Origin of the sequence: Paenibacillus thiaminolyticus, assembly GCF_003591545.1 — a bacterium.
GTDB classification, from domain to species: domain Bacteria; phylum Bacillota; class Bacilli; order Paenibacillales; family Paenibacillaceae; genus Paenibacillus_B; species Paenibacillus_B thiaminolyticus_A.
Genome location: NZ_QYZD01000025.1, coordinates 1 through 24751, shown reverse-complemented (window position 1 = coordinate 24751; position 24751 = coordinate 1). Strand labels below are relative to the sequence as shown.

The window sequence follows — 24751 nt, the reverse complement described above, 5'->3', positions numbered from 1 at the left end:
AATTAAAAATCTTTAACAGGGCCCAGTTGCAAAGAAGCATCCAAACAATGAGCATCACTCGCCAGAACTGTTTGGTCCTCATAAAGGATATTTCACTCCTCTTTCCCTTTGGAAAATAGTTTTTTGAAAAACGCCGAGCCGGATAAATCCAATTCGACAGGTTTTAATTCGTCGTGATCGCCATTCGTTCCTTCCTTGACCAAGTCCTCTGGAAACACTTCCGCACGTTCGTCCTCGCTTGGAGATTCATTTATTGGATCATCTTCCGTCAATGGAACAGATGGACCAGCATTCGGTTCAATCGGTGGTGGCTCGATTCCATCTGGTGGAGCGTCCGCCAATGGAGCGGGACCATTAACACCTAGTTTTTGCATAAACTGAGTAAATGCAACGGCTGCTAACGAATCCGCTTCTGAAGCAGACGCTTTCTCGTTGGGCTGGTCCACCACATCGTTTAGAGATGTCTCTTTCTTCTGCGTGACGGTATGTCGGGTATATAAGATTTGTGAAGCTAATGGCCCAGTATAAACATTTGGTTCTGTTAGGTTAGGGGGTATATCGCCTTCCCGCTCCTCCTCGTAACCTGAAAATCTGTTCGATAACACTCGCATTTCCTCAGCACGTGTCTCATTAGTTTCCCTTAATAACTCCAATTGCTGTTCCAATGAGACCACAAAGTTTTCTGCTTCTGCATCATCTTCCCATGTGTCTATCCATTCCATGTTAAAACTTGATGTCAACTCTGTGTCTTGTTCCACCCAATACGACATAAACTCCTCTAAATGTTGTTCCTTCAAACCCCTTCTCCATTTAGATTCCTTACTGTAGTCAACAAAATCGCCAACAGCTCGTATTGCCTTCCGTGTGCTCTTATCTACGACGAGTCTTACGTAAGAAAAGGTGAATGGATTGAACATGATGTCGTCTTCACTTACAAGCTCTACTTCTTTTCGGGAGATATCTTCAGCAATTGAATAGCCTGGACTATCCATGTTCGATGGTGACATGCTTTCTCGGATTTTCACCTCTTCGACCGTATGCTTGCCGAATATGGGGATAAGCTTCTTGACATCGTATTCCCCTACGCCGCCATATACAATGTAATTTCGTAGAGTCCCCATCATCCCATCGACAAAGGCTTCATCAAATTTAATTGCGAATTGACTCAAAGATTGACAGGCGACGAAAATAGCTATTTTATATTTACGCCCTTGTCCCGCTAATTTTAGGAATGGCCGGTTCATATAGTCGTAGAACTCGTCCGCATATAACGAAACAAGTGGTCTTGTATTCTCATCTCCAAGACGGCGGAATACAGCATTTTGACAACTCATTAGAACCATTTTTCCAAAAGCATCTGAAATGTCACCTAACAATCCATTGTCGGTATTACACAACAGGATGCCGCCTTTCGCCATAAGACGATCCAAATCCACCTCATTCTCGCCTATTAAAATCCTTGCTAAATATGGATTGGTTATGAGGTCCGAAAGTAGATTTCGTGTTTGCCGTGTAAATTCCGACTGTTTATCAATAATTTTAACTTTTCCCTTATGTGGACCCGATTCGTATCGAACGAGCTGCTGTGTCATTCGATCTCTTTGTTCTTCTAATCCATCATTGTCGAACCAACGGATCGTTCGATTGACGAGCATCCAGTAGATACGTTTATCTCTTTCCATCTTTCTGATGATTTCATCAGAGGGAACTTTCTTCCGGACCTCCTCCACTAAATCTTTGACATAGCGTGGGTCTTGATACATCTGGTCCAAATCGATTAATGTGCAATCGTTCTTTTTTAGAAACTTCAGAAGATAAATGTATTGTTTCAGAACCGTTCGACAAGCCTGTCTAAAGAACTCGTTACCGACTTCACTCATACCGTCAAGCACGGCAGTAATCATTTCAGCTACTTTTTCTACTGGACCGACCATACAATTTACCCCTGGCGAATCCGGATTGGAAGGGTCCAAGTATACAATGAAGTCATCAGGAATACCATGCATAAGTGCAATTTTATAGGCGCTATCACATAAGTCTTTTGAAGGTTCTATGATGATAGAACCAACCAAATGCTTTCCCCAAGCTTTTTTAAACTCAGGAGTCATATAGCCATACTTTTTAACAAGGCTCGGGAAGGCATTGATCGCTTTTTGTAAATGTGCCATATCTTGACTGAATGCCTTGCTGATTTTCTGGGATGTCTTCCCGCTTCCTGGAGGACCAATTAGCATCGTCCCCAATTGACGCGATTCCCCTTGAAGAACCACTGGTGTATGTTTCTCCGCATCAAGAGCAAGCAAAATGTCTGGCATCGCCATCGTATTTTCTTGGCCGAAACGCCCCAAAAAACGCCACTCAAATTTATACTCTTCAAATGCCTTTTGAAGTACTTTGTCACCCTTATACATACCGTAAATGCGAATACACACAAGCATAACAACAATGCTAGGAATACACATTGCAATTACACCAAGTAAACGTAGTGCGCCCGCATTAAAATAGGCTGCATATTTCGAATTAATATTATCATCGAACGTAACAATGAGATCATATGAAATTGGTTTAATATAGGATGCCGTAAAAACATTGAGCATGATGACGAATGTACCCGCTGCCAATAAGAAAAATAACCAACGCCGAAACAAATTCTTGTTGCTTATCTTCACACGAGTACTGAACAACCACGATGACAAACACACCGCCAGACTGGTAAAAAACTGTACCCAATTGGGTTCGATGGGACTTACATAGAATACTGCACCTGCACCAATTACAGGATACAGATGCAGCAGCGCGGAGCGGGACAAATCAAACTGGTCAGTTAGGATGACATAAATCATGCTTAGACCCGACCACAAAAAGAGGCAAGTTAATGTATAAAGTATCAGAAGTAAGATTAAAGGTCCTCGTTTCCAAAACCATGCCTTTAATTTTTCTTTCTGCAGCATCAATAGTAGAATCACAAGTACCTGGACCCGCTTCATAGAGCCACCTCTTCCCATGCATCCCCTCTGCGACCTACTGTATGTTTCCAACCGAATACCAAGCCGGCTTCTTTCATATCGGAGAGAGTTATATATAGCTGCCCATGGTCGATACAATACGGTATCTCCTCATACAACTCATCTTGATCAGGAAATAACATTAACAATTGAATTGCCTCGTTCTTTTCCCTTGCCCACTCTGATAAGCTCATTACTTTTGCATGAGGGTTTACCCATGCTTTGCGTGCATATACTATCGCAAAATACTTCTTGGAGGTGCCCTCTGTCACTTCGTACATCAAATCGACAGTACATGGAAGGTGACCGTTATCGACCAGAAGTCTGATTTCGTCCTCGGAAACGAAAGCAACCATTCCCTTGCCGTATCTCTTGACAATGTTCTCTTTTAATATTTTAACGTCTACATAACTCCCTAAATCACCGCATGTTTTAAATGTGTGGAGAACTCCATCCCGGGCATTATATTCATCTGCTTGAATGATTCGCATCTCATCTTTAGCAAGTTCATTTTGTAATACGTCTAAAATACTGCGACGGACAGTTTTAACCCGTATCGTATGTTTTCTATCGTTACGGAGAAGTACATTGTCCTTTCGTAAACGGCCCATATTAGTAAATACAGCAAATGTATTAGGAATGTGTTGAATAGATTGTTTAATATTAACCCACTTTTTCTTAAGCGCTTCATAGGAAGCCGTCTTGCCGTCACATTCAATAGAGATGAAGGGCTTATAATGTTCAGCAAGTATTTTATGGTCTAAATTATCCCTGGTTTGAAGCGGGATATGTAGTGGGTTCTCCCACTCCCTCCCCTCTTTTACCATGCTGGTGTAGTACTGTCCTGGCTTAAAGAATACCCAATCGGGCCGATAACCCACCTTTCCTTCATCATCGAAAAAAGGGTATCTTCTCCATTCGCAGTGAGCTGTAACTACATTGGATGACCGTAGACCGTCTATAACCAGCGAAACAAATTCTTGTGTATCAAAGTGGTGCTTATGCTGGTTGACCTTTAAATCGTCTACTAGATAATGCTGCTTAGGTAAAGTTGGATCGTCTTTGTAAAAAATAACATCCATGAAAGTCGAGGCTACGATCTGCAGCCCCAGACTGGACAAACTGTAGTGGTACACAAATGCTTCACCAAATGTAGATGCGATTTCATGGATTTTTTCCCTTTGAACTAAGTTGCGTTCGTATAGGGTTTTAAACATGTTCATTACTGAATTCATTTTCATGTCCAACTGTGCAATTCGCTGAAACTGAGAGATCGTTAATCGACGATGCACATATAGGGCGCAAAGCACCGACATATGATTCTTGTTGGCCGAAGCTAATCGAATAATTTTCTCTATTGTCCATTTGCGCGAACCAATACGAGAACTACGGTTGGTATCAGATTTTACTTCCTGATTCGTTTTCCAGAAAGATTCCCCTTCAATTTCGTAATATTCATGATCAAGGTCTACGTCCCTCAAAAATTCCACCTCCAAAAAATAAAAAAGACGCACAAATATCCGTAAGGACATTCATGCGTCTTCCGCTCTCTTCTATGAACTTATTGCCCATTGTATCATATTATCCTAGCTTCTTGAACAAGCAGTTTTGAGTTATGAATTCTTCAAAATCTCAAAGAATACTTTTTCTCCTGAAAAAAACGGTCCAATTCTCTTATTTAGTCGTTCCCTGCTGCTTCATTATCTTATTCCAAATCCGGTATCAGATAATATCCTTCTCAAGCCCACGTAAAAATCCATCAACCGTAGGATCTGATAAAAACAATTGGTGATGACTAAGTGAATCAAATGGAATGATTGCATCACAAATTAAGAATGATTAGTTTCCATGAATGATTAGTCATCATGAGTGTTACTGCCCGATAAAAACCAATAATCATTGATAATTAGCATTTCATTAATCCTGATTAAACACTCTTAATCATTATAATTCAGCCGATAAACCACTATAAGCCGTTGTAATAGGCATGCGCCGAACACGGCGAGATTCGCACCGAGGACCCGGAGTGGAGCTAATGCTGTTCAAGCGAACCTGCAAACCGTTATCAGTCTAATGCTTTTTTCTTTACAATAAGGGCTATTCTTGCTGTTACAGCAGACCATTACAAAGGTGACTGATTCGCCATTCTAGAAGCATCATTGTTTATGAGAATAGGACATAGATCGTAACATGCATTTGTAAACGTCGTATGCACCCCCAATTGTAGTAAACAGATTCTCTGGCACCTTAAAAAACTCCTTTAACACCCGTGTCAAGTTAGGTGATAATCACCGAAACGAAGATATGAATCCCAATAACAATCATTTGAGTTTTCTTAATAGATTTCTATTTATCAACAGTAACCAATATAGTTACTAGTATGGTTACTGTTATAAACTATTCTTAGAATACGCTGTATTAATAACGTTTTTATATAGTAACTACATAAGAATATTTTTAAAATTCAATAGGCATTTTTATCGCTTCTTATTCTTAGATTAAGGATTAAGCAATGAATATCACCGTTTTTTCGGTCCGAAAATAAATATAGTAACCATTTTAGTTTCTTTTATAGTGACTATAAAAAAGTCCTTGTAGACAAAGGCTTTTACAATTTTATTGATTTACTTATGTTCATCAGTTATTGTATATGTAGTAACTACAAGAAGGGAGGTGCGTTCGTTGGATGATCTCATAAATAATAAATATGAAGACATAACCTTCACTGAAGTTCAAAATAATATGTTTTCAGACCTGGTCGAATCAGATATTGCTTTAAAGCGCGTATTAATGGTGATTGCCAAACACTCTCAAACTCACAAAGATAATGAGGTTAGTGGTGGCATAACAGTAAAAGACATTACAGAGCAAATTATTTTGGATAGAAAAGTTCGAAAAGGTAAGAAGGGCTTCACTACTGAAACAACCTACATAAATCGCAAACACGCTGAAAGGGTCGTAGAGACTCTACTTAAAATGTCTTTGTGTTATAAAGTACCATTTACGCATCCTTCTAAATTAATCTACCCAACCGTACGCGGCATCTCAGTATCAAAGGAACTAACAAGAAGGTATCTTGAAACCTCTAAAGGGAGATGAAAATGAATGAGCTCTACTAATCATGAACCATCAATTGATATGACTCTAGTTGGACTCGGTCAAGCTGGCGATAGAATTATTGATTGTTTCGCATCATATTTCACACCGGATGGAAAGCCTGTTTATAATACTCTCGCACTTAATTCAAATGACGGAGACCTGGCTGAATTAAAAAATGTGCCTATGGAAAATCGCTTCAGTCTGAAGTTAGGTGGACTAGGAAAAAACCCTGAGAAAGCCATGTCCATTTTAGAAGATAATGAATCAGCTAAGGAACTTTTAAAAGAGTTCGTTACCAAGAGAATTCGAGTAAAAGATAAAATGGTTGTCTTCGTTGCGGGACTTGGTGGTGGTACGGGAACTGCAACGTTAGTAAAAGCAATCGAAGAGTTCCACGAATATCACAACATGAAGTACGTTAAGGAAGAATTAAAAAAGATTATTCAACAGATTGGCCCTGCGGAGTATAAAGCTAATTCGAATAAATATAAAACACTAGCGTTCAGAGAAGCAGAAAATAAATTTATAAAAATTGGTGTAATTGCATGTCTCCCTGTACGATCTGATGGTCCAGATGTTCTCCGACAAGTAAACAATTTTGCTAATCGTATCTGGACAGCGGCTAAAAATCCAACCAAGGGCATATCTTTCGTGTGGTTTCCTGACAACCAGATGTTCTATGACAGATTCAAAGAAGAGCGCGGCAAACTAAGTAATATTGAGAATTACCGTGACTTTGCTAATATTGAAATTGCTGATATCATTCATCAACTGAACATCGGTACGAATGCCGGTGGCACAAGCGTGGTTTACGATTCTCATGACTTTAGAAGAACCATTTCTGAACACAACGGTTGTTTGGTCTTAAATAAATTAGAGGTACCATCGAAAACCATATCAAGCAGTACTGATTTGAATAAACTACTTGTTAAATCAATACAGGAAAATCGCTTCCACGATCCTATCCAACTTATTGAGACTAACGAATCTGGAGAGTCCCTATATTCAAAGGTTTATCATGTAGGAATGCTGGCCATCATCCCCCCTGAACTTAATTCATTCGGAAGCTCCTTCATTGATGATGCCAAAGACGAGATTAGTCAGCAATTGCGTATACAGGGCACTATATTCTCAGGTTATCTCATTCGGAAAAACAACTATAACGTTACTGCATACACGATTTACAAGACCGACGCCCTCCCCTCTCGCCTTTCAAGAGGGTTAGTTGAAGAATATACGGAATTTATGGAGAAGCAAAAAGAAACACAATTTAAAGAAAGTGGAGCAATACAACAGATAGCGGCTACTAATGAAGATTATCTAGATTTTGAACTGGATGAAATGGACTTAGGAATTGAGCTTGACGACATTACAAACGACGATGAGCTGGGCGATATTAATATTGATGATGAGCTGCTGAATATAGACCCTAATAAAATGTAGTTCTCTCTTGGGCTGATGGTAAAAAAACCACAGCCTTTTTTCTTTTATGACAGGATTATCAACCTCCCCCATCAATAAGGTATCAGTTCATTCCACCTATCATCACGATCCCCCAGTTTATTCAACACAGATACCCATATTATTCCAAGACAAACACAAATAAATGCATTCTCTACGCAAAAGGAAAAGAACAGCACCCTATTACCCCCTATTAATAGCCCTATTATCGATAACAAGCCCTATAAAACCCTATAATAGTCTTTTATAGAGATAATCCTATAGATAATAATACTATATTCTTATCAATCTTAATCGATATATATGTATCTATATCACTTATTATCAATAATTATTAGTTATTATAGATGTATATTGATTCGGATAGGGTATTATTATGTATTGAATTAGTCCTATAATGATTGCTAATATAGATTTATGATGATTAATAGGGGGTGAACAAAATGAAAGCAGATGTTACCACAGCTGATGACATGAGACGAAGGGAAGAAATGAAAGAACTCTTGATTACTGCTTTTGAAGGGAAGTCTGTACTTTACGAAATATATGAAAAACGAAATTGGTTAGACCGATTATTTACAGTCCCAGTCTTATCAATGGAACCGGAGATCTTATACTCTGTAAGTCAAGTTGCAGAAATCTGCGAAGTACCCGATCATCAGATCAGAAATAAACGTAAAGAATTCCTTGAATACCTCGAGCCAGTAATTATGGGGGACACCCATAAATACAATTACATTGGAGTATTTAAATTAAAAATGATTGATGGGTTAACTGGCCAGGGAGCAGACTATACAATTCCACAGCTGAAAAGCTTAATATACGATGGTATAAAATCTTCTCATAGTAAACAGGCATCAAATAATGTCAATGGAGATACCATGCGAGAAATGATATCTCATATGCAACAAGAACTGTATGCAGCTATGGAAAAACGATTTTTACAAATAGAAGGAAATTTGAAACAACTGGCATTACCTGCAACTGAAGCCGACATTAGAATTGAAGAGATGATTGAAGAAAAGCTGAAGTTAATGGCTGAACAAAGTGCTAATGAAACCCAACATAAGATAAATCAAATAAATGACTTACAACATGCTCTTAGTGAAGTGTCTAACACTATAATGGACCCTGGCAGTAGCATTGAATTTAAAGAGAAAACAATGGGACAACGTTTTCCGCTCTTAAAGGACAGTTATCCTGAACAATTGCACATCATACAACTGTACGAGAGAAACCTTGAAGACTATATAAGGAACCTTAAACAAGAACATAGAACTGCTGAAGTAAATCAGATAAAATTAAAATCTCTGGAGCTTTGCGAGGATGTACTTCTTTCTCCTATGAACAGTGAAGAGAGAAAAGAAAAATTTGAAAAACTACAACAATTTGCTGATCAATATCCCGAGTTGAATTTTGAGATCAGACATTTCTTAGCTACTGCTAAGAATACAACGAAGAAGAGAAAAAAATTTTTAGGTTTATTCTAGAGCAGCGCTGAAAGAGCGCTGTTTTTTTATCGACAATTAGCGTGCCCGGAGAACTGTCCATCGTAGGCGCCGGGGTTGCCCGGATACTGGGCGGCATCCGGATCTGACAGCTGAGAAAGTTGTGGACAGACCGTTTGTTTCCGACAAGCGGCTGTACTCGACCGAGATTGCTCGCTGGTTGCCTTACGACCGGCTGGAGCTTATGGAGTGGATCGACCATCAGTTGAAGATCGTGGACACCGGATTGTCTTTGGTGAGATCGAGGCCCGGCTGCTGCAGTAAGCGAAGCCGTTGTGACTGCAACAGAAATGGGTGTGGAGAGCAGGAATTGAGCGCTTATGTGATAGGTGGCCATCCGCTTGCGGGGACAGAGCTGCGTGCCGCCCTGGTCATTTCGCTGCCATCGTACATGGTGCCGACGCACTTTATGCAACTGGAAGAGCTGCCGCTGACGCCGAATGGTAAAGTAGACCGTCGGTCGCTGCCACAGCCGGGTATACAGCGCCGCGAACCGAAGCAGAGGCGAAGCTGGCGCAGTTGTAGCAGGAGGTGCTGGGGGTCGAGCGTGTAGGCATCCACGACAACTTCTTCGAGCTGGGCGGCCATTCCTTGAAGGCTATGACACACGGTATCGCGGATTCATCAGGCGCTGGATGTAGAACTGCCGCTGGGACAGCTGTTCCTCTCGCCGACGCTCGAAGGGTTGGCGGGTGGCAGCACGTACGAAGCGCTGGCCTCGGCCCAAAAACGGCTGTACGTCCTGCAGCAGCTGGAGGGAGCCGAGTTGAGCTACAATATGCCGGTGGCGCTGCGGCTCGAAGGAGCGCTGGATCGGGCACGGCTGGAAGCGGCGCTGCAAGCGCTCATCGCCCGCTATGACTCGCTGCGCACTTCGATTGCCGTCGTGGACGGCGAACCGGTGCAGCGGGTAGTGGAGCAGGCGATGTTCGAAGTTTCCTATGAGAAAGCGGAGGAAGGGGAAGCCGAGGAGCGCATTCGTGCATTCCTCCGTCCGTTTGACCTTGAGAGGCCCCGCTGCTGCGTACGGCCGTCCTGCGTCTCGGCTCGGCACTTGCTGCTGTTCGCTATGCACCATATTGTCTCGGACGGCATATCGATGAGCATTTTTGTAGACGAATTCACGAAGCTGTACGCGGGGAAGCATTGGCTCCGCTCCGTTTACAGTACAAAGATTATGCCGTATGGCAGCAGGATCACTACGCCGAAAGCCGGGCAGACGAGCAGCTGGAAGCGCACTGGGTGGACCAGTTTGCGGGCGAGCTGCCGGTGCTGAGCCTGCCGGCCGATCGTTTTCGTCCGGCAGTACGCAGCTTCGAGGGCGGCCGGGTGACTGTTGAGCTGGACGGCGGCGGTACGCGAGTTGGACCCCGAGAGCGGCGCTACGGTATATATGGTTCTGCTGGACGCTCTCAGCACGCTGCTGGTGCGGCTTAGCGGGCAAGAAGAAGTCATTATCGGTTCGCCGGCGGCGGGCCGGCCGCATGCAGAACTGAAAGGCATGCTGGGGATGTTCGTGAGCACATTGGCACTACGGACGTACCCGGCTGGGGAGAAGATCTTTGCCGCCTATCTGCAGGAAGTGAGGCAGACGGCGCTCGAAGCCTTCGAGCACGGGGACTATCCGTTCGAGGAACTGGTGGAACAAGTGGTACGGCAACGCGACACGGCCGCAACCCGCGCTTCGACGCGGTGCTCGTGCTGCAGAACATGGAGCAAGCGGAGATTGAGCTGCGCAAACTGCAGCTGACCCCGTATCCGTCGATTCCAACGCAACCAAGTTCGATCTGCCACCAGTATGGCCTGCTCATGGAAATACGCTGCTGTATTAATTGAACGGACCACGGTGGAGCGACGGGCCGGTTACTTTGCTGAGCTTCTGCTTCAGGTTACCAGGGATCCGTAGGTGACGCTGGGAAGCGTCAGCTTATTGACGGCTGAGGGGCAGGAGCTACTGATAGTGCACTTCAACGATAACGGTACTGCCGCCGCGGCGCCGTTGGACATGACGCTGCATGCAATATTCGAGGAACGGGCGGCAAAGACGCCGGAGCGTTTGTCCATTGTATGCGGCGAGAGCCCCCTGACCTACTGAGAGCTGAGCGAGCGGGGAAACCGGCTTGCCAGTGTCGTACTTCGCTATAGCGCGGGCCCAAAAGTCTAGTTATCTAGTTGGGGTGCAGTGCAAACGATCTATGGCTATGACTGTTGCGCTGCTCGGCGTGCTTAAGGCCGGAGCTTCCTATCTGCCGATAGGACCCTGCCGGCAATATTTAATACCTTAAAAGGTATTTTAAGGCGCAATTGAAAACTAAAATTAGAATAGCAATAAAAGCATAGGCTATTTTAAGCCTATGCTTTTCATCAAAGAATTAGCTACTGTTGAGATCCCGTTAACTTTCTACAAGCTATCCGTGCTGCAGGTACTCCGCCACCTGCACCAAGTGCCGCTCCAGCTGCAGCACCCCAAGGGCCACTAGCAGCGCCTATTTTAGCTCCCGCTGCAGCAACTCCCGCCGCAACAATCGTAACGCAATCATCAAAATCTGGATTAGGATGATTCTCATGATACTGTAGAGCTAAAGCATCTGCTTCATTCTGTATCGCCTGTTGAGCTGGTTCTGCCAATGAATTAAATGCTTGCTGCGCTTGCTCTCCTGCATGTATTACTGCATTATTTAAGTTATGACCTGCACGATTTACGGTGTTGTTCAAGTCACGACCCGCACGACGTATATCCCTCATACCAAAAGGCATATTCTGTCCCCCTTAATGTTTGAATTAGAACATGTTTTTATGTTCCACAGATATTTTCTACCGCGAGCCTTATTTTATTTATCCATTTTCAACCAGATAAATAGCTTCATCCATAATGTCCTTGGAAGCTTGATGAAGGTTGAACTAACGGGTACGATGTCATTCGCTAGGCGTTGGTGTACTCGGTTTCCCAACGGTTGTCCAGCTATTGGTTGTATGACGGCGCCGGACCGCCACCTGAAGCAAGCACTTCATCGATAGGTATTGGATTTACCCCGGGCGCTGTAGCCAATGACACATAGGGCTGTCGTTAAAACGTGACGTAACTCTTCTCGTCTTTTCTTCATTTCACGCAGGGATTAAAGTCCTAAATGTCGAATATTGGTATATCATAACGGATGTATGGGGGATATTAGACATGGCGAGGAGAAAGAGCAAGGCAAAACAGCAGGAGGAGTTTATTCAAGGCTTATTTGGTCTTGTGGTCATAGTGGCGGGCTTCGGGACGTACTCGTTAACGAAATCATTCCAGGCATCTTTGATAGTTTGTGTTCTGGCTATCACGGTTTTGATAGCTGTGCTGGTCAGCATCAGTCTAAAAAGGGGCGAACGGCTAAAAAGATCAGGTATCGAGGATATCGATAAGATGGAAGGAGTTCAGTTTGAAAAGTATTTAGGGCACTTATTCCGAGCACAAGGTTACAAAACCCAAGTGACCAAAGTTGCCGGTGATTATGGTGCCGATCTAATCCTTCAAAAAGATGGTAAGAAAATCGTTGTCCAAGCCAAGCGATACACCAAGAATGTGGGGATTAAGGCTGTTCAAGAAGCACAAGCGTCAATTGCACACTATAGAGCTGGAGAAGCCTGGGTGGTGTCAAATAGTGACTACACGGCTGCGGCGTATGATTTGGCCAAGTCTAATAAAGTGAAACTGATTAATCGTGAAGCCTTGATTGACATGATACGGAACAGCTCCGGCACCAAAAGCGGTCATTGCAGCAGCGCTAGTTGATAAATTGACTTGTCCAAGATGCGGTAATAAGTTAGTGCTGCGAAGCGGGCCCAAAGGCAAATTCTACGGCTGCAGCAACTTTCCAAAATGCCGGTATATTAAGAATGTCGAAGCAGTGTAATAAGGTGAGCACCCATTGCGGTGCTTTTTCTATTACCACATAACGACGCAATATTTCAGTTTAATGAACTCACGTTCGAATTAAAGCAATTGGAGTCGGGAAACGGCGAATCTGATTTACCGGCCACGCGATGGCAGCAACTCCAATTTATCTTTCCTTGTGCTAACGGCCAATCGGCGGGTATTAGGCGTATGATAGCCCGAACTGGCGCAGGGTGGTTAGATTATAAGGTTGTTCTAGTCTGATTGTATTAGGGACACAATCAAAAGCCTGCTATTAATAAGCAGGCTTTTGATTTTCTTGCTCCAAGGTTCTGAAATAAAAAGTGGGTACAAGGCCAAATTGTTCATCGATCAAAACTTTATTAATTGCTTTTTCTACTGGGAGACCAGCCATTACCCAAGCATATGCTAACCTTTTATTTCGTTCAGTATCTAGTTTAGAGTCTATATCATATTTCGTTGAAGGTTTGATAAAGTTATCAAATTCTTTTATTGAGCAAAACTGATATCTAATAATCTTTGAGTGATGTAGTTTGAGATAATCATCAGTCGTTGGATATTTCTTTCTTATTAATTTTTCCAAGGGTTGGTCTAACTTTAGCTTAGAACGAATGATTGAAATAATGGTATATGTGATCATTAGAATGAAAAATAGGGTATATGTAAGTCCTAGTCCAACATTCCTCATAATGTCCTCTGAAGACAACCACTTTTCACTAATTAGCCCACATTGATGCAGCCAAGTTGGAATATATGGTGAAAAAAAGAATAACGGTACAAATGTAGTAAACATGAATGCTGCCGTACTTGCAAATATCAACCACATACGAACATGTATATATGAAAACATAAATAAGAGTATTACTCCAAAAATCAAGAATACAGGAAATGCGGTTGTGGGTTGTAAATTATCATAAAGAATTTGAAGATAAGCTTCGACGAACATAAATATACACCTCCTCTATTTATGATTCCATATATTTTATTATATGTTATTATTTACATATTGTCAAGGGCTTTTATTCTTTTATTGTCTTTAGATTTAGAGTTAGTTATAATATATCTTGAAGTTTGAGAAACAAAACCAATTTCATATTTAATAGAGCGGAAGACGCAAATATACCTTTTACAGGGTATGTTTGCGTCTTTTTTTGTTTCTCGAACAATCCTAGAAGGAGGAGGAAGAATATGCAGTTAGCAAAGAAAAATGCAAATATAATAATGTTTTTGGCAACCATGATGATTGCATTTGTTTGCATTTTTTCAGGATGGGGAGTAGAGCATGCATATGCTTCTACGGATATCATATCACAGACCAAAATTGGAACCGGTTCAAGTGATTTATCGGATGTAACCGGAATTTTAAAGGATTGGATTACTATTATCAGGGTTTTTGGTATTCTAGTCCTCGTTGTCTGTATTATTGTGGGGGCAATCATTTTTGGTTCATCATTAGGCAACTCACAAAAACGAGCAATAGGAACAGCAGCTATGATTGGAGCAATTGTTGCAATTATCGTTGTAGCTAAAGCTCCTAACTTAGCCGATTATATTGTCTCTACTTCACTTAAATAGCAAATTAAGAAATTTAGAACCCCTACATTCAATATGTAGGGGTTCTAAGTAGGGAGGGTTAGTATGCGTACTTTAATGCCATTTGACACGGAGAAAGAACGGAAACCAGTAAAAGTCTATGAATGGAGTGTTTCTTGGAGGCAAGCTACTTATCTAGGAGGAGGGAGTTTATTATTCCTTCAGGTCTGTCAATGGGTCTATACGGATAGCGTAAACTTTCTTATTAACATCCTATTTTGGGTTATGTGTATTCCCATTCTGATTCCGTTTTTTGTGTTCGCACTTATGAAAAACAGTAAAACTGGTCACTTTTATGACAGATACCTATTCTATAAAATTCAGCATAAACGAAAACAGAGTGGCGTGTGGAGGATGAAATAATGTGGGACATTTTTATGTGGGTGGCTATAGGTGTTGTCGCGTTCTTATTATACCGAGGAATAAATGACAAGCCAATGTTGCCAGGTATCAGTAAAAGAAACAAGAAAAAATCAGTAGCTAAACCCAGAAATCAACGAGCAAAAAAACTTGATGTCTCTTTTCAGGAATTAATAGGCGTAAAACAAATGTTTGGAAATCTTATTGAGTTAGAATCTGATATTCAAGATGTACGAACCTTCGTGGGCGCTGTGAAATGCGAACCAATAAATTATGCTTTGCGGGCTCATGCAGAGCAAAAGGAAACGGACCAAGCATACGAACATCTTCTGGCTAGTTTATCTCTAGGTCCGGGTAGAGAAGTTTGTATCGGCACCCATATTTGTTCCCGTCCTATAGAGCTTGATGACCAAATGAAGCCTTATTACGACACCTTTGATACCTTAGACCCTGTTGCTCAGCACTACGCTCAATCATTGTTTTTTCCATTCATTGAGGATTGGCAAAAGAGTGTTGAAGAATATGACTACGATCGATATTTCCTTATCCCTCTAGAATACACTCAGAGGATGATCGGTGACATGGATGAAGAAACCCTCCTTGTAAAGGTGAGGAATGAATTCAATCGATTGGCCAGTAATGTCATAAGTAACTATGGATCAATGGGGGGCATATCCGAGATCTGTTCGGAAGAGCAATTGTATGAAGCATTGTATTTTGCAACACACAAGAAGACAGGAAACCAAAAGCAAATCAGAAAGATACTGGATGCAAAGCACGCTCTATCTCCAATTGTTATGAGCGACTATTCTCGTAATTCGTATCGGTATGTAGAGGGTAACGAGGAGGAACTTATCGATGCTGAAGCTATTTCGCAAGAAGAATAAAACAAAGAAAAATATAGGTAATTCGAATAAAAATAATGATACACAACCAACAGTTGAATCAATTAAATCCTTAACATATTACGATTTAATCCAATTGAATGGACATGAAATTCCAGATGACCTACGAGACATTGGCTATCAATCAGAAGGGGCAGTCAGTGAGTACCCTTTCAGATCCTTCATTCTTCATTTTGGTAATACGACATTAACAACTGGTGCGTTAGAAAGTTTGTACCGTGCCGGAGCTGTCAATGTTACTTTCTACTTTAATAAACTCACAAAATCACAAGCAGTAAGAACATATAAGAATGCAGCTACTGATGAAGGCGCCCGTTTAACAAACCTATTAAAATCAGGGAATGAATTGGAAGCAGCAGAAGCAGCAAAATCTATTACTGCTGCAAAAAGACTCTTAGATGAAATATCAGATGGATACAATGACGGGTTCTTGGGTGTATGTGTTGCAACGGTTTTTGCCCCTGATGAACGCACTTTGGACAATATCGGGATGATTTTACAAGATGACCTGATTGGGAATGACCACAATTTGAGAGTCCTCTACGATCGTCAGCGCAGTGGTTGGGTCTCCACCTTACCAATCGGCAATAACAAAATAAAGGATAAAGGAGATCGGAGATTTTTTGATAGAACTGCAATTGTAGCAGCCTGCCCATTTTACTCAAGCCGTATCCCTTTTTCAGGAGGAGTACCTGTTGGAGTAAATAAACACTCCTTTACCATGGAATTTCTTAATGTATTCGCACCCTATCTTGATAACTACTCATCACTCATTGTAGGTGTATCTGGTAGTGGAAAATCATTTACTAATAAATTCGTATCTTCCTCACAAGTACTGCTAGGCTACCGAATATTCTCTATTGATCCAGACGGTGAGAATGGCCCGATATGCCGTTTGATGGGTGGACGTGAAGTCGAAATCCGTGAGGGTGGAGAGGTCTGTATCAATGCGCTAGCCATATCAGAAGAAGAAGTGGAAGTTACGTTACCTAATGGACGGCGAGTAACCAAGACTGTAGTACCTGTTGGTTCAAAAATCGGTCAGCTACTTAAATTCTTTAGCAAATTGACCGGTTCGTTATCGTCAGAAGAAAAATCGGTAATTAAAAAAGCATTGAAAGATGTTTTCGATGATTTTGGTATTACTACCGATCCTGAGTCTCTGTATGAGCCTGACAAAATTGCTGTACGAACTGAGTCTGGAGCAATTGAGTACAAAAGAAAACGCAAATCTGAAATGACGCTTACTGATGTCTACATTCGAATTTTGAAAAACTGTGCAGAAGGAGTTGACTGGGAGAACTACACGTATGAACGTCTGACGGATCGGTTTGCTGAAAGATTACTTAAGGTACTGCGTGGATTTTTACGTGACTATCCTGATGGAAAGATGCTAGATGGCCAGACTAACTTTGGTGATGGAAAGCCAGTAGACAACATGCTTGAAAATGTTTGCTGGATTAACTTTAATATCAAACCGATTGAAGGTTCGGATATCTACGATACGATGATGCACGTCCTAACAACAATCGGTTGGGAATACTTTATGAAGCGGCCATCATTAAGGCGGTTTAAGAAGAGAATTAAAATCGAAGAAGCTTGGCGGATGAAACGGGTACCCGGCGCAATGGAATTTATAGAAGACCTAGCTCGACGCAGCAGAAAATACAATGGCGGCGCCGATATTATTACTCAAGATTTATCAGCTTTCCTAGATGATCCAAGTGGACGCGCATTGATTAAAGCTGCAACAACTGCCATCTTCCTACGGATCGGACAGATATCACACGAAGAAAAGATGGAATATAAATCAATATTTAATTTCTCTGAAGGCGAGTTAGATATTATCTGCAGACGGGCACCGGAGAGTGAAAAAGACCAATCTAAAGGGGAGGGCGTCCTTAGAGTAGGAGGTAGCTCCGCTTATATCAAGGTAACAGTTTCTGATGAGATGCGATCTTTTGTTGATACGGATCCAGACTATCTGATCAAAAATGGACTCATGCCGGAGGTAGAAGAATCCTATATTGAAAAGGAAATTCGAGACGAGGTGTTGTTATGAGTAAAAAAGGAATCATCGCTATCCTGCTCATTATATGTGTCTTGCTTACGGGGATTATCATACCTATGGACACTGTGCATGCAGAATCAGATGATGACCCTTCCGGCGACGCACCCTGGTATGCAAAACCGATCATATGGATCTTAGATGTCATTCTTGGTGTATTTGGTGGAATTCATGAGCCTGCAGAACACGTCTATTATCAATCATGTTCAAAGGGAGACCCCTGTCCGGACAGAAAGTACGGTTTATACGAATATGACAAGTTTGATTCAGTGATTAGACGAGGATATGTTCTTTTCTCCGTTCTTGTCATGTTATTTGTAACCATATCCATCGTCAAAACAGGCATATTTATGGGGTTTACACCAATTTCATCAACGATGAAAGTAGAAACCTCTGATTTATTGGTAAAGTGCCTCCTGGCATCCATTTTGCTGGGTCACTTCTTTACGGTCGTAGGTACCATGTTTGATTTCAACAATATGATAGTGAAAATAACATACTTAGATATTAAAAGTCCAATTGACTTATCAAGTTATGACCCTACTGTTTCAACCGGAAGACCAGGTATAACCAAAGAAATTGAGATGAATATGATTGCTAAAGATCAGACTGGATTTTCAAAAGCCATCATCAATATAGCCATCAAAGGGATATCCATCTGGTGGGAAATTTTTTATTTGCAGCGATTTATGATGATTTCCATCCTATTAATATTAGCTCCATTGTGGATATCGATGCTCTTTTATCCCATGCTTCAGAGTATCACTTGGACAGCAATGAAAGAACTTTGGACTCAGATCATCGCACAAGGCTTACATGCAACCTTATTCTGGATTTTTTATTCGTTGTTCGATACGAATCAAATGACATGGTTTCAGATGACTGTCGTAATAGCACTCTTCATTCCTATTTCAGAATCAGTTCGCTTTATATTTGGTGCAACTAGTGGTACTGGTAACAAATTAGCGATGCTTGGTACAATTGCTGGCGCTGGCGCCTTTTTGCATATGGGTAATGCCATTAAAGATTTAGGTAATGTAGGCAGTGCTCTCAAAGGTGGTTCTGGTCAAAGCCGGGATGGACTAGGAGGATCAAGTTCAGTTTCTTCTAACGGATATCAGCGAGATTATGCCACGTATGGTGGATCATCTAGATCGGTTGCTGCAGCACAATCCACCCAGGGCTCAAGTAAGCTCGCCTCAAGAATGAGAGTGGCTGGTGGAATAGGAAGTGCTGTCGGTAGTGCATACCTTCGTACTGGTGGTTCCTTCGCTGGTATGGGACTCGGAGGATTTGCCCAATATGGAGCAGCAGAATTAGGCGCAAAAACCGGAAGTTCTATAGGATATCGAGCAGGTGCTGGAAGTGTAGCAGTGGGACAAGGAACTGCTAGTTGGGCTAAAAATACTCGCGAACATATGAATCCCGCTTCGTCTGCGATGTACAAACATCGAACTCAAGATTCGGTGAATGGTTCTCTGTACTCCGAATCATTTGATACCGGTCAAGGCAATAATCAGACTTCTGACTCCGGGTCTTATCGTCAAAGCAGCTCTAATAGTAAGACTGTTCCTAGAAACGCTAATAATTCTGTACCTAATAGCTCCAATAGTAATACTGTTCCTACAGGTGTTTCTTTCCCTAAGGCGATGTATAGAGGATTGAAAGGTGGAATAGGGGCACATCAAGATCCCTCAATTAAACGACAAACTGCTGAAAGTGTGTATGGAGCTATTGGAGAAGTTGTAGGAGGACGAGGGGGATTCGAGATTGGACGGAATTACGCTCAATGGCGCTATAACGGTGCGCCCGTAACCCCGTCTCATTTTTCTCATGGGGATCGTGTATTCACGGTCGAATCCAACGATACGAGCTTCTTGGCCACTCAAAATGAAAATGGGACTTTCCAACGTATAGGAAATTTTAGCGCTGGGAATAGAGCGCTAAGCAACGGGGAAGTTGTTGTAAGGGCGTTTGAAGCTAATAAAACTAATGGACAGCCTTTCTCATTTCAACCGGTTATGCAACAATCACCAACCAATCCTAATATGATGGAACCTGCGCCGGCAACGAAATGGGACTCCGAAGGTAACCAAATCATACATCAAGGAAATACCATAAATCCTCATCAGTTCTTAGATCAAGCCAAACATAATACCAATCATGTTGACTTGAAGAGACGGAGTGCATATACGCCTCCTGTTTTTAGAAAGGATATATCGGGATTCTAATATCCCGATATATCTCCGGGGAGGTTCAGTATGAGCAATTTCTCACAAGGCGATTTATCAGAATCAACCAAACAGGCTGGAGCATTTGTCGGTAATAAAATTAAAAGAGAACTTTCTAAGGGGTTCAAGCGATTAGTTAAAAAAGCATTAGTCAAAGCAGCTAAAATAATTGCAAAGTTATTAGCTCAGTTAATGACTAAGCTATTAGCTGTAGCTATGTCTTTTCTGGGAGTAACCGGCTTTGTCGTGCTAGTAGCTGTCATTATAGTTGGTGGTGGAATTATCTACCTATCTTCCATATTCGGCTGGTTAGATGCAGATAGTCCTGTTTCTTCTGAAGAACTGGCTGCAAGATATAAAGCTGTACATGAACAAACAAGTGAACTAGAAGAATATAGAACCCCGCAAATTATTTTGCAGGCGATTGACAATGTTCGGATCGTGAAAGAAGACAAGGACACTTATGAAATAGACCCGGAAGATATCGGTCCGTTATTATCGGCAGATATTGAATATATCCATCTTGAAGACGTGAAAGTAACGACCACAACAACCACTTCACAAGGAACCATCAGCGCTACACAATCGAGTTCATCAACTACCACAGATCGCACAAAGAAGAAGGTTGTAGCAAAGAGTCATACATGGAACGCAATATACACCTATAGCTATCATGAAAAAGTAACATCCGGAAGTTCTACTTCAACTGATAGTGATGGCGTTCAGACAACGGTCTCGTGGACCAATACAGAATGGGTCGCTGATCCCCAAAAAATCGAGTACGATTATTCGAAATTTGATGCTGCAATGGATAAGTATCGATTCCTTCATGCAGATAGAGAATTGGTGGTCGAAATTATTTCTGCAAATGGTAATGGTGGTTCAACAGGAATAGAAGGTTACGCCTTATTTAATGAAGACTTCGATACACCTTATATTCCTGGACCAGGGGATTTCCCCAATGCTCTGCCTTCTGAAGATGGGTCCTTCATTTGGCCCACAGTAGCGAAAATTATCACCTCAGGATATGAGTATAGAGTTGATCCTATTACAGGTGCTGCAAAAGTCTTTCATAAAGGAATTGATATAGCGGATGGTAAATGCAAAAAGCAAGACTGTCCGAATTATGCAGCTGCTGAAGGTAAAGTGATAGCTGCTGGTGACGCAAATGACGGGTATGGATGGAAAGTAAAAATCGAACACCCAAATGGACTCGTTACGCTGTACGGTCACATGAAAGCCAAAAGTTTAAAAGTAAAAAAGGGAGATCAAGTTGAACAAGGTGAGGTGATTGGGATTATGGGAACGACAGGGAATTCTACCGGTGTTCATCTTCATTTTGAAGTAAGACGAGACAATAAGCCTTTGAATCCTATGCCTTTCCTAGCTGGAGCATCGAAATGAAGAAATGGCTACTGATAATCATTTTGTTATGGGCGACCTTACTAACGGGTATTTTAATCTACTCTAAGTTAAATCAAACAGTATCTGAAAAAGAATCAATGCCTGTTCCCAGAATTGAGTACGATGGTCCGATTGTAGATCAGATGTCCTCCCGAGAATCTCTTCGGGAATTTATCAGCCACTTTTTAGCATGTATCAATGATGGAGCATTAGATGATGCATTATCTTTAATCGAGCCAAATTATCTATTATCTGAGCTTCAAAACAGATTGGGTAAATCCGAAAAAAACATGTATCAAATCGTTCAGTTATTTGAAAAAGGAGAGATGAATCGGTTCAGCCTTTCCTTACCTAATCAAATTAACTATGAGATGTCTTGCAAATTTCAAATCTATTTATCAACGGGACAATCCATTAGTTACGAGGTAATAATAGTTGAATTAACAGATAACCATATTAAACATCGAACTTGGTTTATCAAAGATATAAAGGAAATAAATGAATGAAAGTGATTAAAAAAGCGGAATCACCGGCACTTGAGAAGCCGGTAAATATTGAAGTAGACCAAACCTTTTCGGATCGAAAAAAAATGGCACCTTTGGCGATTGATTCGATTATGAGCTGTGTAGATTTTGGCCTTCTAGACGGATATCCGGATGGGGAGTATAAACCAAAACAAAATATGATTCGAGTTGAAGCGGCTGTAGTTATTCACCGTTTATTATTTAAATCCGGTTTAATATCTACGACTATCTATTCAGTACACTTAGCTGAGACGAAGGACATTGACTTAAGGGACTCCTCTAAGTCAATGTCTAATTCTTAAAAGGAGGAAGGACTCTATGAACGTACATAACTTTTTACATGAATATGCTGAGTTTTTGAGTGATTATGGATATGGCGCAGAATTCGAATTTATCCGAGATTGGGAAAGATCACCGGTACTTGCTGAGTACATTGCAAGAAATAATTACTTTTCTCGCGATGATATGATTAGGAACATTGTAAAATCCGCGTTATTTAAGGACACAATCTACAAAGCCCCATATACTCTTTCTAATATGCTAAAAGAAAACTCGGGGGGACAGCATAGTATAACCGTTACATTGAGTCCCTATGAAGATATTCACCATGAGGTCCAAATCGAAGCATATCACATATCAGCACACGAATGGTTTTTAATCGGCAAGGCAATCAAAGAAGAAATCGTAAAAGAAGAAGATGAAAATTATGAAGATACAATATATACTACTCGATTGTTTAAAGAGCCTAAAGATATAGAATTCAACTATTGCATACCAAATGATTATATTAGTTCTACGACTACGATTCATGGTAACTGCCTTAATGACGATTGTGACACATATGGTACAATCTACAACACCCGGGCTCAATCAGCTTTTGTTTTTTACATTGTTGATCAAAAAGAATACGCGGTAGTGTATCTTTCATACTGGTGTCTATAGTATAAAAAATACTAACTAGTAATATAATAATACAGTTGTATATGGTAATAACCGCCCATTGACCCTGAACTTGAAGCAGGGTCCCTTTTTTTATTTTCTTGCAAATGAACCCATACTCTTTTGGGCGGCAACCCTTGGATGATGAACCGTTACATTTATCCGCATCCGAGCTGGCGTAGCTAGGTAAGTCATCCCGCTCCTGCCTTCCGTTTAGATTACAATTACGATAACAAGGATGATTCTTGGAATCTCGCAGCCATTACGCCTATCCAAAGCCGTCTTTCCGCTCACGCAGCAGAAGCTGATCGGGATGACGAACGGGCGGGTGATGCCGATCGTATAGAAGGCCTGGGAGTTCCCTCCCGGTCACTACAAGGGCAGCCCTTGCTCTTTGGACAGGCCGGCACCGCACAGCGGGCCTGAGCTGCAGATCCGTATTCCCGAGTTCTCCGGGCGCGGCAGGGCGGAACGATCGGCGCTGCCGGCGAAGCGCGGCCAGCTCCTGCAGTAGCGCCGCATTTCTGGTGCTTCCGGACGCAGTCGGCGGAATGCGGCGACCGCCGGCGAAGCAGAGCCATCTCCTGCAGCAACGCCGCATTTCTGGTGCTTCCGGACGCGGCCGGGTTAAACGATCGGCGCCGCCGGCGAAGGTCGACCAGCTCCTGCAGTCTAATACTGATTTCTCTTTGGCTAATGATTTCTTGAAAAGTAGAAAAGCAACGCGGCGAGCTGCAGGCGGTTGCGTCGCCGGCTTGCAGCGGAACGCTTCGCCAATTGGTCCGAAAGCAGCAGAGATGCGGCATGCTGCAGGCGGCCACTCCCCCAGCTTGGAGCGGAACGCTTCGCCGATGGTTCCGAGAGCAACCGAGATGTGGCGAGCTGCAGGCGGCCACTCCGCCGGCTTGCAGTGGAACGCTTCGCCATTTGGTCCGAAAGCAGCCGAGATGCGGCATGCCGCAGGCGGCCACTCCACCGGCTTGCGGCGGAACGCTTCGCCGATGGTTCCGAGAGCAACCGAGATGCGGCCGGTCGCGTCACATCGGATGCAACTTTTCAAGATTATTGGATGAGTATCAGTTGCAAATATCGGGTTGAACTACAGGGTGATGATGTTGAGTTGGCACAAGCGTATGTAAAAAATAGTGTAAAGTCTTTCACGTTGGCTGCATTGAAAAAGGCAGAGGAAACCATGCGAGCATATCTCCTAGGAGAACGCAAGGATCTCGATTCAATTGAGAACCACATCTTCTCTTCGATACCATCAAAACCGCAGGAGAGGGCGTCACCCAGCTTAGACCATATTCTACTTTGCATGGCTCGGGTTTCGGTTACACGGTGATTAACAGTTCCGGCGCCATATACGTATTCGCAAATCTCACGGGAATACTCATTGTTTCGATCATTAAAAAAAATCCGAAAGAAATCTTAGACTGGCAAGCCAACTCGCAGCTGGCCGCTGCCGGCGAGCCGATCGCGCCGAACCGGCGCTTCCGGAAGAACAACCAGGAGCGTGAGCTGCAGCTTCGCCGCGCAGCTGGCGCCGCCGGCGAGCCGATCGCGCCGAACCGGCGCTTCCGGAAGAACAACCAGGAGGTGAGCTGCAGCTTCGCCGCGCAGCTGGCGCCGCCAGCAAGCCGATCGCGCCGAACCAGCGCTTCCGGAAGAACAACCAGGAGCGCGAGCTGCAGCTTCGCCGCGCAGCTGGCCGCTGCCGGCGTGCCGATCGCGCCGAACCGGCGCTTCCGGAAGAACAACC

The 24751-nt window shown here is 42.5% G+C and carries 22 protein-coding genes and 1 pseudogene; 17 read left to right on the top strand and 6 right to left on the bottom strand.

All coding sequences use genetic code 11. From position 1 onward, the window contains the following. Nucleotides 1-92: 92 nt before the first annotated feature. Nucleotides 93-2987: a type IV secretory system conjugative DNA transfer family protein gene (locus DQX05_RS21795; RefSeq protein WP_182914863.1), complete on the bottom strand. Its 2895-nt coding sequence runs from the start codon at nt 2985-2987 to the stop codon at nt 93-95. Then, nucleotides 2984-4486 carry a hypothetical protein gene (locus tag DQX05_RS21790; RefSeq protein ID WP_147385221.1) on the bottom strand — a complete coding sequence of 501 codons (1503 nt, stop codon included), beginning with the start codon at nt 4484-4486 and terminating at the stop codon, nt 2984-2986. The genes DQX05_RS21795 and DQX05_RS21790 overlap by 4 nt, the downstream gene beginning before the upstream one ends. Before the next feature lie 1201 nt (nt 4487-5687). Between DQX05_RS21790 and DQX05_RS21785 the strand changes: the two genes are divergently transcribed. The 6 genes and pseudogenes from DQX05_RS21785 to DQX05_RS32450 all read left to right on the top strand — a co-directional run bounded on the left by DQX05_RS21785 (nt 5688) and on the right by DQX05_RS32450 (nt 11168). Continuing rightward, nucleotides 5688-6104, top strand: a complete 417-nt coding sequence (locus DQX05_RS21785) for a hypothetical protein (RefSeq protein WP_119795571.1) — start codon at nt 5688-5690, stop codon at nt 6102-6104. A gap of 6 nt (nt 6105-6110) precedes the next feature. Further along, entirely contained in the window at nt 6111-7547 is a 1437-nt protein-coding gene (locus DQX05_RS21780) for an FtsZ/tubulin family protein (protein ID WP_119795570.1), read from the top strand. Nucleotides 7548-8008: 461 nt separating this feature from the next. After that, nucleotides 8009-9055 (top strand): hypothetical protein, encoded by a 1047-nt coding sequence (locus DQX05_RS21775; RefSeq protein WP_119795569.1) that lies wholly within the window; start codon nt 8009-8011, stop codon nt 9053-9055. Between the two features lie 549 nt (nt 9056-9604). Beyond that, complete coding sequence (locus DQX05_RS33295; protein WP_397335849.1) at nt 9605-9934, top strand: hypothetical protein; 330 nt, start codon at nt 9605-9607, stop codon at nt 9932-9934. Further along, nucleotides 9840-10823, top strand: a pseudogene (locus DQX05_RS33290) (condensation domain-containing protein). The gene DQX05_RS33295 and the pseudogene DQX05_RS33290 overlap by 95 nt, the downstream one beginning before the upstream one ends. Before the next feature lie 210 nt (nt 10824-11033). Beyond that, entirely contained in the window at nt 11034-11168 is a 135-nt protein-coding gene (locus DQX05_RS32450) for a hypothetical protein (RefSeq protein ID WP_259392170.1), read from the top strand. 281 nt (nt 11169-11449) lie between these two features. On the opposite strand, the gene DQX05_RS21750 is transcribed toward DQX05_RS32450, so the two are convergent. Next, entirely contained in the window at nt 11450-11830 is a 381-nt protein-coding gene (locus DQX05_RS21750) for a hypothetical protein (RefSeq protein ID WP_119795564.1), read from the bottom strand. A 418-nt stretch (nt 11831-12248) separates the two neighbouring features. On the opposite strand from DQX05_RS21750, the gene DQX05_RS21745 reads away from it, so the two are divergent. Both DQX05_RS21745 and DQX05_RS33285 read left to right on the top strand, forming a co-directional pair. Beyond that, complete coding sequence (locus tag DQX05_RS21745) at nt 12249-12845, top strand: restriction endonuclease (protein ID WP_182914861.1); 597 nt, start codon at nt 12249-12251, stop codon at nt 12843-12845. Nucleotides 12846-12879: 34 nt separating this feature from the next. Then, nucleotides 12880-12966, top strand: coding sequence for a topoisomerase DNA-binding C4 zinc finger domain-containing protein (locus DQX05_RS33285; protein WP_397335860.1), 87 nt, complete (start codon nt 12880-12882; stop codon nt 12964-12966). 276 nt (nt 12967-13242) lie between these two features. Here DQX05_RS33285 and DQX05_RS21740 read toward each other — a convergent pair whose 3' ends face one another. After that, complete coding sequence (locus DQX05_RS21740; RefSeq protein ID WP_119795563.1) at nt 13243-13914, bottom strand: hypothetical protein; 672 nt, start codon at nt 13912-13914, stop codon at nt 13243-13245. A 242-nt stretch (nt 13915-14156) separates the two neighbouring features. Between DQX05_RS21740 and DQX05_RS21735 the strand changes: the two genes are divergently transcribed. The 9 genes from DQX05_RS21735 (at nt 14157) to DQX05_RS21695 (ending at nt 22995) form a co-directional block, all read left to right on the top strand. Further along, on the top strand, nt 14157-14543 hold the full coding sequence (locus DQX05_RS21735) for a hypothetical protein (protein ID WP_119795562.1): 387 nt from the start codon (nt 14157-14159) through the stop codon (nt 14541-14543). 63 nt (nt 14544-14606) lie between these two features. Further along, nucleotides 14607-14924, top strand: coding sequence for a PrgI family mobile element protein (locus DQX05_RS33280; protein WP_119795561.1), 318 nt, complete (start codon nt 14607-14609; stop codon nt 14922-14924). Continuing rightward, the gene (locus DQX05_RS21725) at nt 14924-15808 is read left to right on the top strand and encodes a hypothetical protein (RefSeq protein WP_119795560.1); all 885 of its coding nucleotides are present in this window, start codon (nt 14924-14926) and stop codon (nt 15806-15808) included. Before DQX05_RS33280 ends, DQX05_RS21725 begins: the two co-directional genes overlap by 1 nt. Beyond that, nucleotides 15780-17888, top strand: coding sequence for a VirB4 family type IV secretion system protein (locus DQX05_RS21720; protein WP_119795559.1), 2109 nt, complete (start codon nt 15780-15782; stop codon nt 17886-17888). Before DQX05_RS21725 ends, DQX05_RS21720 begins: the two co-directional genes overlap by 29 nt. Continuing rightward, nucleotides 17885-20125, top strand: a complete 2241-nt coding sequence (locus DQX05_RS21715) for a TrbL/VirB6 family protein (RefSeq protein WP_119795558.1) — start codon at nt 17885-17887, stop codon at nt 20123-20125. The genes DQX05_RS21720 and DQX05_RS21715 overlap by 4 nt, the downstream gene beginning before the upstream one ends. Before the next feature lie 30 nt (nt 20126-20155). After that, the gene (locus DQX05_RS21710; protein WP_119795557.1) at nt 20156-21529 is read left to right on the top strand and encodes a M23 family metallopeptidase; all 1374 of its coding nucleotides are present in this window, start codon (nt 20156-20158) and stop codon (nt 21527-21529) included. After that, nucleotides 21526-22035 (top strand): hypothetical protein, encoded by a 510-nt coding sequence (locus tag DQX05_RS21705; RefSeq protein WP_119795556.1) that lies wholly within the window; start codon nt 21526-21528, stop codon nt 22033-22035. Before DQX05_RS21710 ends, DQX05_RS21705 begins: the two co-directional genes overlap by 4 nt. Then, nucleotides 22032-22355, top strand: a complete 324-nt coding sequence (locus DQX05_RS21700; protein WP_119795555.1) for an S-layer homology domain-containing protein — start codon at nt 22032-22034, stop codon at nt 22353-22355. Before DQX05_RS21705 ends, DQX05_RS21700 begins: the two co-directional genes overlap by 4 nt. A 16-nt stretch (nt 22356-22371) precedes the next feature. Further along, on the top strand, nt 22372-22995 hold the full coding sequence (locus DQX05_RS21695; RefSeq protein WP_119795554.1) for a hypothetical protein: 624 nt from the start codon (nt 22372-22374) through the stop codon (nt 22993-22995). A 265-nt stretch (nt 22996-23260) separates the two neighbouring features. Here DQX05_RS21695 and DQX05_RS30385 read toward each other — a convergent pair whose 3' ends face one another. Together DQX05_RS30385 and DQX05_RS31010 are read right to left on the bottom strand one after the other, a co-directional pair. Continuing rightward, nucleotides 23261-24052: a hypothetical protein gene (locus DQX05_RS30385; RefSeq protein WP_147385220.1), complete on the bottom strand. Its 792-nt coding sequence runs from the start codon at nt 24050-24052 to the stop codon at nt 23261-23263. 271 nt (nt 24053-24323) lie between these two features. Next, nucleotides 24324-24751, bottom strand: a 428-nt coding sequence (locus DQX05_RS31010) for a hypothetical protein (protein ID WP_182914860.1), incomplete at its 5' end; no start/stop codon positions are given.